The sequence below is a fragment of the Micromonospora coriariae genome, assembly GCF_900091455.1.
In the GTDB taxonomy this organism is placed as follows: Bacteria; Actinomycetota; Actinomycetes; order Mycobacteriales; family Micromonosporaceae; genus Micromonospora; species Micromonospora coriariae.
Map to the genome: position 1 here is coordinate 1549285 of NZ_LT607412.1, position 12509 is coordinate 1561793.

12 protein-coding genes are annotated in these 12509 nt (G+C 73.8%); 5 read left to right on the forward strand and 7 right to left on the reverse strand.

The genetic code is table 11. From position 1 onward, the window contains the following. The first annotated feature begins 115 nt into the window (after positions 1 to 115). Positions 116 to 904, forward strand: a complete 789-nt coding sequence (locus GA0070607_RS07195) for a D-Ala-D-Ala carboxypeptidase family metallohydrolase (RefSeq protein WP_089017482.1) — start codon at positions 116 to 118, stop codon at positions 902 to 904. 99 nt (positions 905 to 1003) lie between these two features. Here GA0070607_RS07195 and GA0070607_RS07200 read toward each other — a convergent pair whose 3' ends face one another. The 4 genes from GA0070607_RS07200 to GA0070607_RS07215 all read right to left on the reverse strand — a co-directional run bounded on the left by GA0070607_RS07200 (position 1004) and on the right by GA0070607_RS07215 (position 5038). Continuing rightward, complete coding sequence (locus GA0070607_RS07200; protein ID WP_089017483.1) at positions 1004 to 1471, reverse strand: hypothetical protein; 468 nt, start codon at positions 1469 to 1471, stop codon at positions 1004 to 1006. A gap of 88 nt (positions 1472 to 1559) precedes the next feature. After that, positions 1560 to 2984 (reverse strand): ATP-binding protein, encoded by a 1425-nt coding sequence (locus tag GA0070607_RS07205; RefSeq protein WP_089017484.1) that lies wholly within the window; start codon positions 2982 to 2984, stop codon positions 1560 to 1562. A 99-nt stretch (positions 2985 to 3083) separates the two neighbouring features. Next, complete coding sequence (locus GA0070607_RS07210) at positions 3084 to 3812, reverse strand: response regulator (protein WP_408630898.1); 729 nt, start codon at positions 3810 to 3812, stop codon at positions 3084 to 3086. Then, a complete protein-coding gene (locus GA0070607_RS07215; RefSeq protein ID WP_089017485.1) occupies positions 3791 to 5038 on the reverse strand; it encodes a sensor histidine kinase in 1248 nt (415 codons plus the stop codon). The genes GA0070607_RS07210 and GA0070607_RS07215 overlap by 22 nt, the downstream gene beginning before the upstream one ends. Before the next feature lie 133 nt (positions 5039 to 5171). Here GA0070607_RS07215 and GA0070607_RS07220 point away from each other — a divergent pair, with 133 nt between their 5' ends. Genes GA0070607_RS07220 through GA0070607_RS07235 form a run of 4 tightly spaced genes read left to right on the forward strand, consistent with a single transcriptional unit; the run spans position 5172 to position 8209 of the window. After that, a complete protein-coding gene (locus GA0070607_RS07220) occupies positions 5172 to 6068 on the forward strand; it encodes an ABC transporter ATP-binding protein (RefSeq protein WP_089017486.1) in 897 nt (298 codons plus the stop codon). Further along, a complete protein-coding gene (locus tag GA0070607_RS07225; protein ID WP_089017487.1) occupies positions 6065 to 6862 on the forward strand; it encodes an ABC transporter permease in 798 nt (265 codons plus the stop codon). The genes GA0070607_RS07220 and GA0070607_RS07225 overlap by 4 nt, the downstream gene beginning before the upstream one ends. Before the next feature lie 2 nt (positions 6863 to 6864). Then, on the forward strand, positions 6865 to 7614 hold the full coding sequence (locus GA0070607_RS07230) for a YqeB family protein (RefSeq protein WP_089017488.1): 750 nt from the start codon (positions 6865 to 6867) through the stop codon (positions 7612 to 7614). Positions 7615 to 7645: 31 nt separating this feature from the next. Next, positions 7646 to 8209 carry an SOUL family heme-binding protein gene (locus GA0070607_RS07235; RefSeq protein ID WP_089017489.1) on the forward strand — a complete coding sequence of 188 codons (564 nt, stop codon included), beginning with the start codon at positions 7646 to 7648 and terminating at the stop codon, positions 8207 to 8209. A gap of 1 nt (position 8210) precedes the next feature. Here GA0070607_RS07235 and GA0070607_RS07240 read toward each other — a convergent pair whose 3' ends face one another. From GA0070607_RS07240 to GA0070607_RS07250, 3 genes are read right to left on the reverse strand one after another with little or no spacing between them, the layout of a single operon-like run. Beyond that, positions 8211 to 9194 carry a hypothetical protein gene (locus tag GA0070607_RS07240; protein ID WP_089017490.1) on the reverse strand — a complete coding sequence of 328 codons (984 nt, stop codon included), beginning with the start codon at positions 9192 to 9194 and terminating at the stop codon, positions 8211 to 8213. Between the two features lie 54 nt (positions 9195 to 9248). Further along, on the reverse strand, positions 9249 to 11690 hold the full coding sequence (locus GA0070607_RS07245; protein ID WP_231930886.1) for an ABC transporter permease: 2442 nt from the start codon (positions 11688 to 11690) through the stop codon (positions 9249 to 9251). After that, the gene (locus GA0070607_RS07250; protein ID WP_089021707.1) at positions 11684 to 12469 is read right to left on the reverse strand and encodes an ABC transporter ATP-binding protein; all 786 of its coding nucleotides are present in this window, start codon (positions 12467 to 12469) and stop codon (positions 11684 to 11686) included. Before GA0070607_RS07250 ends, GA0070607_RS07245 begins: the two co-directional genes overlap by 7 nt. Between the last annotated feature and the right edge of the window lie 40 nt (positions 12470 to 12509).

Consider the following 12509-nt stretch of genomic DNA (forward strand, 5'->3'; position numbering starts at 1 on the left):
CAATTCTCGTTAATTGCCGCCAACCGCACTGATCAGTGCGAGGGTGGAAATCACGGGACGTCCCGGTCGATGTCCCGGAGCCCACCCCATTCGCTCTCCTATCGGGAGGACTTCTGTGCGCGTAAACACCTTGAAGCGAGCTGCCGTCGCATTCGCCCTGGCGTTGCCCGGGGCCGCGATCGCCTCGGTGATCGCCGCGCCCGCGGCGCACGCGGACGGCTGCTACACGTGGGACCGCACCCTGTCCCAGGGCCGCTCGGGCAGCGACGTCCGCCAGTTGCAGATCCGGGTGGCCGGTTGGGCCGGGTACCGGGACATCGTCGAGAACGACGGCATCTACGGACCGAAGACCGCCGCCGCGGTCAAGCGGTTCCAGCAGGCGTACGGGCTGCGCGCCGACGGGATCGCCGGCCCGCAGACCTTCGCCAAGCTGTACCAGCTCCAGGACAACGACTGCACGCCCGCGCACTTCAGCTACAAGGAACTCGACAACGGGTGCGGCGGGAGCGGGTGGAGCGGCGGTCCGCTGTCGGCGAGCCAGACCAAGCAGAACGCGCTGCGCACCATGTGGAAGCTGGAGGCGCTGCGCAAGGGCCTCGGCGACAAGCCGCTCTACGTCTCCAGCGGGTTCCGCAGCCGTGGCTGCAACAAGCAGGTCGGCGGCGCGTCGGACAGCCAGCACCTGTACGGCACCGCGGCCGACGTCACCTCGCGGACGTCGTCGCTGTGCCAGGTCGCCCGCAACGCGCGCAACAACGGCTTCAGCGGACTCTACGGGCCGGGCTACCCCGACCACGACGACCACGTGCACGTCGACTCGCGGCGGGAGAACAACAGCGACAACAGCTCGAACACGACGAGCTGGTCCGCGCCGGACTGCGGGATCGGGGGCGGCAACGACTGAGGCTCGGACAGCGTGACGCCGGCCCGGCGCGGGTGGGGAACCTCGCGTCGGGCCGGCATCGTGTCGCCCCGGGTCGGGCGGGCGTGGGGTAGCGCCGCTTCAGCTCGCCCGGGGCCAGCGCGGCGCGGTGATGGGGGGAGTCACCGGCCGGCCGGGAGTGGTGGGTCGTACTCCGGGTGGGACGACCCGCGCGGCCGGGTGCCGCGCGGTCAGCCCGTTGGTACGCGCGGCCTGGGCCGAGTAACCGGCGGGACGGGCGGCGGACGGCCCGGTCGCGGTGAACGGGAAGGGCACGTGCACGAAGGGGTTGCCGTGCCGGATCAACGCCTCGATCTGTCGCTCGTTGAGCCCGTGTGTCTCGAGCACCCGCCGCCCCCAACGGTGCAGCCGGCAGGGGTAGGAGGCGCCGTCGTTGCGGCACAGTGGCCCGGTGGGCCACTCCTCGGCGGTGTGCACGACCACCGCCCGGACCGCGAGCCGGACATCCTCGGGCGTCAGCGGTGCCGGCAGCGGCACCTCACCCAGTACCTGATCGATGGGATCCGTCGACTGCTCACCAACTCGCACGGCAGGCCTCCCGCAGTTCGGCAGCGATACGGCGGACCAGCCGCATCGACATCCTCGGCCAGTGGTACGGCCCACACCGGACGAAAGTTCAATTGCGGTACGCGGTAAGCAGATCCTCCGGAGTCAGCACGGTCATCCCCTCGACGGCGGTGCCGCTACGCGACACGGCCAGGGCCGGCACCGTCTCGTCGGCGCCGGGCAACCGGGACCGGTGCAGGAGCAGTCGGCCCAGGTCATGCGAGTCGAAGGGCCGCTTCTCCTGCCACTTGATGGAGCCGACGAAGCGGATACGACCGGCGACGGGTTCACGATCGGCGCCGACTATGTCGATTTCCGGGTCGTTGGTCCTGGTCCAGTAGCCACCGATCACCGCCGCCTCCGCGGGCAGATGGTCGCCGGGCAGCCGGCGCAGCGCCTCCCGGACAACCGGCTCGATCACCCGCCCCCGCCAGGATGCCCACGACGTGACGATCCGGTTCAGGGTCAGGTCGCCCCGACCTCGCTCGATCTCGGAGAGATGAGGTCCCAGGAACGACAACCAGAAGCGCAGGTACGGATCGGCCACTGCGTACCGGGTCTCCCGGGACGGCTTCGTCGACAACGGAACACTGACCTCCACCGTGCGCTTCTCGACCAGCAGGCGCAGCGCCCGGGTGAGCGATGCCTGTGGAAGATCTCCGGCCGCCCGGGAGATCAGCGAGAAGGTTCGCTCGCCGGAGCCGATGGCCCGCAGCACCAGACCCGCCTGCGACTGGGGCGGGAACTCGGCCGCCAGCGCGCGCTCGCCGCTGACCAGCAGGGCGGAGGTCGGATCCCGTACCGCATCGGTCAGATACTCCCGTACCGGTGCGTCACGCGGCCACTCATCGAGGATCAGCGGGAGACCGCCAGACACGAGGTAGGCGTCGAACGCGTCGGCGGCCGGAAGGTCGAGCATGTCGCGGACGTCGGCCGGACTCAGCGGCGGGATGACCATCTCCGTGGCGCGTTGGTGAAACGGCCGGCCGTAGTCGTTCAACGCCTCCATCATCGCCAGATCGGACCCGACGCAGACCAGCAGGACCGGCCTTCGGGACAGCTCGCGATCGAACACCTTCTGCAGCGTTCCCTCGAAGCCCGGGTCGCTCGCGATGAGGTACGGCATCTCGTCCAGGACGACGACACTGGGCCGGTCGGTCGGCAGCGCGGCGGCCAGCAGGGTGAGCGCGGCGTCCCAGGTCCGTGGTTGCTGCTCGCGCAGGATCTGGGCGCCCGGCAGCGTCGAGGTGGCCGCCGCCTCCACGAAGAGCGCGAGATCAGCGGCGACGCTCGGCTGTGCCGAGGCGGTGAAGAAGAGGTGCGGCACGTCCGCCCGCTCGACGAACTCCTCCACCAGCCGGGACTTGCCCACGCGTCGGCGACCGCGCATGAGGAGGGCTCGACCCGGCCGACCAGCCCGACCACCGCGTTCCACCCGGGAGAGCATGCCGTTCAGCAGGGAAAGCTCACGATCCCGTCCCACAAAGCCGTCCATGCCATCACTCCTGATACTTCCAACGCTGGAACACTCAAAATTGAGTGTAACTTCATCCGCGTTGGAACGACACGGTCGTACGACCTGCGGCGATTCCACTCAGACCAGGCCGGCGTCGTGCACCAGCAGGGCCACCTGGACCCGGTTGTTGAGGTCGAGCCGGGTAAGCAGCCGGGAGACGTACGCCTTCACCGTCGCCACGCTCATGAACAACTCCCCCGCGATCTCCGCGTTGGTGCAGCCCCGGCCCAGCGCGACCGCCACCTGACGCTCCCGCTCGCTGAGCCCGGTGAGCAGCCGCAGCGCCCGCTCCCGGCGCGGGTCGGGGCCGACCCGGCCCGGCGCGGCGGCGGTCACGTGGGCGATCAGCGTCCGGGTCACCGTCGGGGAGAGCGTCGCCTCGCCGGCCGCCACCCGGCGCACCGCGTGCACGATGTCCGCCGGCGGGGTGTCCTTGAGCAGGAAACCGGCCGCCCCGGCGCGCAGCGCCCGCAGCACCTGCTCGTCGGCGTCGAAGGTCGTCAGCACCAGCACCTCCGGCGGGTGCGGCTGGGCGCGCAACGCCTCGGTGGCGGTCAGCCCGTCCACCCGGGGCATCCGGATGTCCATCAGCACCACGTCCGGGGCGTACGCGGCGACCGCCGCGGGCACCTCGCCGCCGTCGGCCGCCTCGCCGACGACGGTCAGGTCCGGCAGGCCGCCGAGGATCATCGACAGCCCGGCCCGGACCAGGGCGTCGTCGTCCACGATCAGCACCCGCACCGGGCTGACACCCGCGCCGGCCCCGGTCTCGCCGGGCAGCCCGGTCACGCCGGCCACGGCAGCCAGGCGGCCAACCGGAAGTCGCCCGCGTCGTCCCGGCCGTACGCCAACCGGCCGCCGGCCAGGGTGACCCGCTCGGTGATGCCGACCAGGCCGGTGCCGGCGCCCGGTAGCTGAGCTCCGGTCGGGTTGCCCACCGGCCACCGGTTGCTGATCGCCACGGTCAGCCCGGTGCCCGGCCCGCCCGCGAGATCCACGGTGACGGCCGCGCCGGCCGCGTGCTTGCGGGCGTTGGTCAGCCCCTCCTGCACGATCCGGTACGCGGCCCGCCCCAGCGCCACCGGCACGTCCCCCGCCGCGCCGACGCTGTCGGTGACGTTCACCCGTACCCCGGCCGCCCGCGACTCGGCGATCAGGGCGGGAAGGTCGGCGAGGGTGGGCTGCGGAGGCTCCGGCGCGTCGCCGTCGCCCTCGGCCCGGAGCACCCCGATCACCTCCCGCAGGTCCTGCAGGGCGGCGTGCGCGCTGCCCCGGATCACCCCGGCGGCCCGGGCCACCTCGTCGGCCGGCGCGTCCGGGCGGAACTCCAGCGCGCCCGCGTGCAGGCTGAGCAGGGAGATCCGGTGGGCCAGCACGTCGTGCATCTCCCGGGCGATCCGGGTGCGCTCCAGGTGGCGGGCCTGGGTGACCCGCAGTTGCTGCTCCGCCTCGGCCCGCTCGGCCCGCTCCCGCAGCGACACGATCAACTGCCGCCGGGCCCGGACGAACATCCCCCAGGCCAGCACGGCGAAGCTGAGCACCACGCCCCAGGACACGGTGGCCCAGTACGGCATGCTCGGGTCCGGGCGCAGCCAACTGAAAACCAGGTTGGTGACGAGGCCGACACCGGTGACCGCGATCGCGACGGCGGTGCGCCGGTGCACCACCACTGTGAAGTACAGGATCAGCAGCGGGATGGCGGCAGCCATCGAGAACATGGTGAGCGGCACGGTCGCCACCGCCAGCCCGAGCGGCCACCGCCGACGCACCCAGAGCAGCCCGCAGCAGACCAACCCGAGCACCGTGTCCACGCCGGTCATCCAGCCGTGCGGCAGCGCGGTAGCCATCGCCGGCTCGGGCGACAGCGCGTCGGCGGCGGCGAACAGCACCCACAGCAGCCCGATCAGGAAGGCGAGGCTGTCCACCACCCAGTCGCGGGTGGTGCGGCGCGGACGCGTACGCCCTCGGTCAGCCGGCACGACCAGCTCCCCAGGCAGCAGCCAGGGGTGTTCCGGGACGGCGAGGCTGGTCACGACGCCAATGCTAGGCAGCCGACGGGCAACACGACCAGCTACCAAAGTCGAGACCCTCGAGTCGACCAAGGTCGGTGCGGCGCCGACCGGTGGCCGCAGCGGATGGCCGGGCGGCGCGGGCAGGCTCGACGACATGATCACCGTTGAGAACCTCACCAAGCGATACGGGCCGCACCCGGCGGTGGACGACGTGTCGTTCCAGTGCGAGCCGGGCACCGTGACCGGCTTCCTCGGGCCGAACGGCGCCGGCAAGTCCACCACGATGCGGATGATCTGCGGGCTCACCGCACCGACCGCCGGCCGCGCCGCCGTCTCCGGGCGCCCCTACCGGGAGCTGCCCAACCCGGGGCGGGAGGTCGGGGTGCTGCTGGACGCCTCCGCCCAGCACGCCGGGCGGACCGGCCGCGAGGCGCTGACGCTGTCCGCGTACACCATGGGGTTGGACCGGCGGGAGGTCGCCGCGAAGCTCGACCTGGTCGGGTTGAACGCGGTGGCCGCCAAGCGGCGGGTACGGGCGTACTCGTTGGGCATGCGCCAGCGGCTCGGCCTGGCACAGGCGCTGCTCGGCGACCCCCGGGTGCTGATCCTCGACGAGCCGGCGAACGGCCTGGACCCGGAGGGGATCTTCTGGATGCGCGGCCTGCTGCGCGACTTCGCCGACCGGGGCGGCACAGTGCTGCTCTCCTCCCACCTGTTGCGCGAGGTGGAGGCGGTCGCGGACCGGCTGGTGGTGATCGGGGGCGGCCGGATCGTGGCCCAGGGCACCAAGGACGACCTGCTCGCCGGCGGCGGCACGCTGGTCCGGGCCCGCGACGGCGCGGCGCTGCGCCGGGCGCTGGACGCGGCCGGCCTGACCGCCGCCGACGGCGCCGACGGACTGCTGGTGCAGTCCGACGCCGAGGCGGTCGGCCAGGCCGCCGCGGACGCCGGCGTCGCGCTGGCCGAGCTGCGCCCAGCCGGCGGCGGTGGCCTGGAACAGCTCTTCCTCACCCTGACCGCCGGCGAATCCACCAAGGAGGCCGTCCGATGAGCACCACCACCGCGCCCGCCGCCAACACCGTCACGCCCCGGCAGCACGCGCCGGCGCACCGCCCGTCGCTGCTCCGGCTCACCGCCGTGGAGCTGCGCAAGCTCGTCGACACCAGGGCCGGCCGCTGGCTGCTGATCACCATCGGCCTGATCGCCGCCGCGATCGCCACCATTCAGCTGATCTACGCCAGGGACGCCGAGCAGACCTTCGTCAACTTCTTCACGCCCTCGCTGCTGCCGATCGGGGTGCTCCTACCGGTGCTCGGCATCCTGTCGATCACCAGCGAATGGTCGCAGCGGACCGCCCTCACCACGTACGCCCTGGTGCCCCGCCGGGAGCGGGTCGTGGCCGCGAAGCTGATCGCGGTGGCGCTGGCGGCGCTCGCCTCGGTGCTGGCCAGTCTGGCCGTCGCCGCCGCCGGAACGCTGCTGGCGTCCGTCACCGGCGGCGCGGGCACCTGGCAGATCGACGCGTCGCTGATCCTGAACGCGGCGATCTTCCAGGTCACCGGCGTGCTGATGGGTGCCGCCTTCGGCCTGCTGCTGCTCAACCCGCCGCTGGCCATCGTCGGTTACCTGCTGCTGCCCACCCTCTGGGGGGTGCTGGGCGAGCTGGTGCGACCCCTGCGCGGCCCGGCCGGCTGGCTGGACACCAGCCGGACCATGGAACCGCTGTTCAGCGGCGACGCCATCACCGGCGAACAGTGGGGCCGGATGGCGGTGTCCCTGCTGGTCTGGATGGTCGTCCCGCTGGCCGCCGGCCTCATCCGGACGCTGCGCCGCGAGGTGTCCTGAGCATGGCCGACGAGGGTTACGGCCCACGCACCGTCGTCACCGGCGGGCCGGTCGAGCTGATCGTGCTGTGGGGCGGCTTCCCGCTGCTCGGCGCGGGCACCGGCAGCCTGCTCGCGCTGGCGGCGGGCTGGGTCGCCAGCCTGCCCTGGGCACCCGTGCAGTGGCTGTTCAACCTGCTGGACCGGCTGCCCGAGCAGCAGGCGATCGTCGGCACGGCAGCGGTGGGCGCGCTGGCCGGTCTCGTCATCGCCGGGGTGGGCACCGCCGAACGGCTGGTCGTCACCGTCGACGCGGCGCAGGTCCGGCTGCGCCGCGCCGGCGAGGACCGGCACCACACGCGGGCCGAAACCCGGGTGGTCTTCGTCGACAGCGGCGATCTGGTGCTGCTCGACGCGGACGGCGCTGAGCTGGTCCGGGAGTCGACGGACCTGCCGGGTGGCAGCCTGGCTGCGGCGTTCCGCACGCACGGCTGGGGCTGGGCGGACGGCGATCCGCACCGCTCGGCGTATCGGCTCTGGGTGCCCGACCTGCCCGGGCTGCCCGTAGGGGCGGACGCCCTGCTGCGGGCCCGGGAACGGGCGATCCAGCGGGGTCGACGCGACGACGCCCGGGAGCTGCGCCGGGAGCTGGGCCGGATCGGGGTGGTGCTGCGCGACGAGGGCAAGCGGCAGTACTGGCGGCTGAACGGGCGGGCGGTCACCCCCGGGGCGCAGGAGCCGACTTCGGCCGAGCCGGGGCCGGACGGGCGGTAGCGTCTGTCCCAGGAGATCCTGGGAGCGCGCGATGACCGAGCAGCAGCCGTACCGGGTGGTGTCCCGACACCCCGGCTTCGAACTGCGCCGGTACCCGGCCCACCTGGTGGCCGAGATGCAGATCCAGGCGTCGTTCACCCGCGCCCCGATGGAGGCGTTCCGGCCGCTGGCCGCCTACATCGGGGGCGCCAACCGGGCCCGGCACCCGATCGGGATGACCGCACCGGTGATGCAGGAGGCCACCGGCACGGAGAAGATCGCGATGACCGCGCCGGTGGTCCAGGAGGAGGGCGAGCGGCCGGACGCGTACCTGGTCCAGTTCGTCATGCCGGCCAGCTTCACCGCCGCCACCCTGCCCGAGCCGGTGGACCCCCGGGTGCGGATCCGGGAGGTCCCGGCACAGCTCGCGGCGGCGATGCGCTTCTCCGGGCGGTGGACGGAGAAGGCGTTCGGCCAGCGGGCCACAATGCTCGGCCGGTCGGTCACCGCGGCCGGGCTGCAACCGACCGGCGCCATCCGGTACGCCCGGTTCGACCCGCCGTGGAAGCCGTGGTTCCTGCGCCGCAACGAGGTCGTGCTGCCGGTCGTGGAGTGAGTCAGCGGCGGTAGCCGAGCGCGGGCGGCCAGGCCAGCAGCAGGGCCATCCCGAGCCCGGCGAGCAGCCCGACCAGCGAGAGCAGCAGGTCGGAGTCGGCGGCGTTGATCGGGCTGTTACCGGCCAGCGCCGTGAACTGCGCCCCGATCGGCAGCAGCACCATCATCGGGATGGCGGCCACCAGCAGGAACGCCATCGGACCCACCAGCGCGGCGAGGGCGGCCAGTGCGTGGTGCCGCCAGACCGGCCGGCCGCCCGGCCAGTCCCACGCCAGCAGGGTGACCCCGGCGAGCAGCACCGCCCCGAGGGCCAGCTGCGGCAGGGCTCGTGGGCCGGGCGGGATCGTCCGGATCAGTCCGACGCCGGACACGGCCGCCACGCCGAGCCCGGCCGCCAGCACGCAACGGGCCCGGGTCCGGGCCGGGGCCGCCGCCAGGGCGGCGCCGATGGTCAGGGCGACCAGCAGCACGCCGGTGGCAAAGGCCGACGGGTTCAGCTCCGGCTCCCGGTCGGTCGGTGACTCGATGCCGGCGGCCACCAGCGTCAGCACCCCCGCCACGCAGGCCGCCCCGGTCAACGCCCGCCGGTCCGTACCCGCGCCGGGTACGCCACGCTCCCGCCACAACAGGACCGCCGCCACCGCGCCGAGCACCACACATCCGCCGGCGGCGAGCAGCACCGTCGGCCCCGCACCGGTCAGGTCGGCCCGGTCGATCGCCACGTCGGCGGCGATCCAGAGGCCGCCGAGCAGCACCGCCGGCCCGGCCCACCGCCGACGCCCTCGGCCGGCCAGCACCAACCCGAGGACGACCGCGACGACCGCCGTGAACCGCAGGTCCCGCGCCCAGTAGGCGTTGTTGCCCGGCAGATGCTCAGACCACGGGCCGATCGGCTCGGTAAGCGGTTGCAGCACCGTCATGCCGATCGCCCAGAGCAGCACGGCGGCCGCGGAGAGGAGCAGCCCGACCGGGCGCGCGGATCGCATCCGTGGACGGTACCGGCCCGGCGCCCGCCGCGGCGGCCCTCGGTATGGGGCTGGTCATCCGGCGAAGGCGCGGACCGGCGACCGGGCGGGACGGTGGTGCAGCAGCCGCCACGCCGGCAGCGCGCTCGCCACCACCGCGAGCAGCAGACAGAGGCCCACTACGCCGCCGACCACCGGCCACGGCACGACGAGGTCCACCGGCGCGCCGACCTGCTCGGCGAGGCCGGCGCGGATGCTCAGCAGACCGGCGAACGCGACAGCCCCGCCGAGCAGTGCGCCGATCAACACCACCAGGGCGGACTCGGCCGTGACCAGCCAGATGACCTGCCGCCGGGTCGCCCCGGCCAACCGGATCAGCCGCAGGTCGGCGGCCCGGCCGGCGGCAGCCAACAACAGCGTGTTGGCCACCGCGATGGCCCCGTAGCCGGCGGACACCCCAATCAGCAGCAGCGTGAACAGCCAGACGAGGCGGTCCTCGGCGGCGTCCGCTTCGGCCGCCCAGGTGGCGACGTCGACGATCCGCGCGCCGACCGGCGGATCGATCCGGTCCCGGACGTACACCGTGGAGGTCAGCGCGGACGGGTCGTGCCTTCGCACCACGGCCCGGGGCACGAGCAGGTCGCCGGGGAGCGAGTCGTCGGTGACCACTGCGACGACGCGCAGCGGCACCAACGTCCCGTCGGCGAAGACCACCGGGTACGGCTGCGACGGCAACCCGGCCGCCGGCACCTCCGACGCGGTGAGCACCACTGTGTCGTCGCCGCGCAGGTCGTTCAGCGAGCCGGCGACGACGGTGAGCGCCCGGTTCGCGGCGGTGAAGCCCGCCGGGTCCACACCGAGCGCGGTCAGTGGCCGGTTTTCCGGCAGCGTTCCGGGGTCGGTGCGGAAGACAGTGGTCGGCAGGAGGGCTGTGCCACCGGCCGTGGCAACGGCCTGGTCCGACAGACCGGGTCCGCCGTCGGGCACGACGATCCAGCCGGCGTTCACGTTGTCCGCCCGACCTGCCGCGTACGCGGCGGTGGTGGTGCGCACCATCCCGGACACCAGCACCGCGAACGCGACCGTGAGCAGCACCGGCGCGGCGAGGGACGCGGTCCGCCGGGTGGCGGTCAACGCTCCACCCCGGACCAGCATCCCGATCGCGCCACCGGGCCGCCGCACCGGAGACCGCAGCAGCCGCACGACCGGCCCGACCACCGCCGGGGCGAGCACGGTGGCACCCGCGACCAGGGCCATCACCGCGTAGAGGGCGTACTGCGCGGCGACCCGGGCTTCGTCGGCGGTCGCCGTTCCGACGCTGAGCGCGGCCCCCACCGCTACGAGAAACGCCCCGGTGGCGACCCGCAGCCGCCCGATCGGTCGCTGCTCCACCGCGGCCTCACGCAGCGCCTCCAACGGGCGGACCCGGGCCGCTCGGCGGGACGCCGACCAGACGGCCAGCAGCGCGATCACCGGCCCGGCGACGAGCGAGACCGCGACCGGCCAGAAGGCGTAGCGGACCGCGAAGGTCGCCGGCTCGAAGCCGACGTCGACCAGCAGTCGACCCAACGCCGGGGCGAGTGCCGCGCCGACCAACAGGCCGACGAGCCCGGCCGAGGCGCCGACGGCGAGCGCCTCGGCGTACACCATGCGGCGGACCTGGTGTGGAGTGGCGCCCACGGCGCGCAGCAGGCCCAGCTCGCGACGGCGCTGCGCGATGGTGAACGCGAAGGTGGAGGCGACCACGAACACCGTGACGAAGCCGGCGAGGGCCGCCGTCGCGGTGAGCACCTGCGTGCCGATCCAGCGGGTACGGGCGTCACCGCGCGGCTCCAGCGCGCCGCGTGCGTCGCCGGTCAGCACCTGTCCATCGCCGCCGACGACACCGCGAGCCGCCACTGCGACCCGTTCCGGGTCGGCGCCGGGCGCGAGCAGCAGACCGATGGCCCGGACGCCGGGTGCGAGCTCGGCGGCGACCTCGTCCGCGACGTAGACGCCGGGCGCGTCGACCAGACCGCTGACGGTGTACGGCTGCGGACCCGCCGCCGTGAGAAGGGTGACCGGCGCGCCGGTCCGCAGCCCGAGCGCACTGTCGACGACCACCTCGCCAGCCTTCCGGGGCGGCTCGCCGGCCGTGCGGCGCAGTCCACCAAGCTGGGCGTCGGACCAGCCGTGGCCCTGGTGGGCGTCCTCCCGCCGGGCATCAGCGGCCGAAGGGCGGCCGCCGACGAGCGGCTGGGCGTAGAAGGTCCGGTCCGGAACCGCAGCCGCGACGCCCGGCAGACCGGCCAGCCTGCTGGTGAGTTCCGCCGCCGCGGTGGCGGACCAGGGTCGGCTCGGCACGAAGGAGTCGGCCGCCGTACCCGCCTCCGGACTCTGCACCACCACCGCCGCCTGCGCCAGCCGTTCCGGGACCTGCGGACGCCCGGAGGCGAGCAGCAGGGTGGCCGCCGCGACCAGCGCGACCCCGATGGCGACGGCCACGAACGCGCTGGCCGACCGCCGGACGCTCAGCACGACAGCTCCCCGGCGGTCTCCGCGGCGTGCCGGGACGCGCCCACCGGATCCGCCTCACGCTCGGCGATCCGGGCGGCGACGGCAGCGGCGGTGATCCCGCCGGTCAACTCGTCGACGACGCGGCCGTCGGCGAGCAGGAGGACCCGATCGGCGTACGCGGCGGCGCTGGGATCGTGGGTCACCATCACGACGGTCTGTCCGTGGTCGTCAACGAGCGCGCGCAGCAGCTGGAGCACCTGCCGGGACGCGGCGCTGTCGAGTGCCCCGGTCGGCTCGTCGGCGAAGAGCACCACCGGACGGGTGATCAACGCTCGGGCCACGGCGACGCGCTGCTGCTCACCACCGGACAGCTCACTCGGCCGGTGCCCGGCCCGGTCGGCCAGTCCGACGGCGTCGAGCGCGGCGGCGACGTCCCGGGCCGGTGGACGGCGGCCGGCCAGGCGCAAGGGCAACTCGACGTTCTGCGCGGCGGTCAGCGTGGACACCAGGTTGAACGCCTGGAACACGAAGCCGATGCGGTCACGCCGCAGGCGGGTCAGCTCGTCCTCGCCGAGGTCGTTCAAGCGGGTGCCGTCGATCGTGACGATCCCCTCGGTCGGGCTGTCCAGCCCGGCCGCGCAGTGCAGCAGGGTGGACTTTCCCGAGCCGGAGGGGCCCATCACCGCCGTGAACGTGCCGCTCGCGAAGCTGGTCGTCACACCGTCGAGCGCCGTCACCGGCCGACTCGGGGTGCCGTACACCGCGCGTAACCCCGTCAGGGTCACCGTGTCTGTGGTCATGGCCGTCACGGTGCCCGCTAAGGCAGGTGCCGCGCGTCAT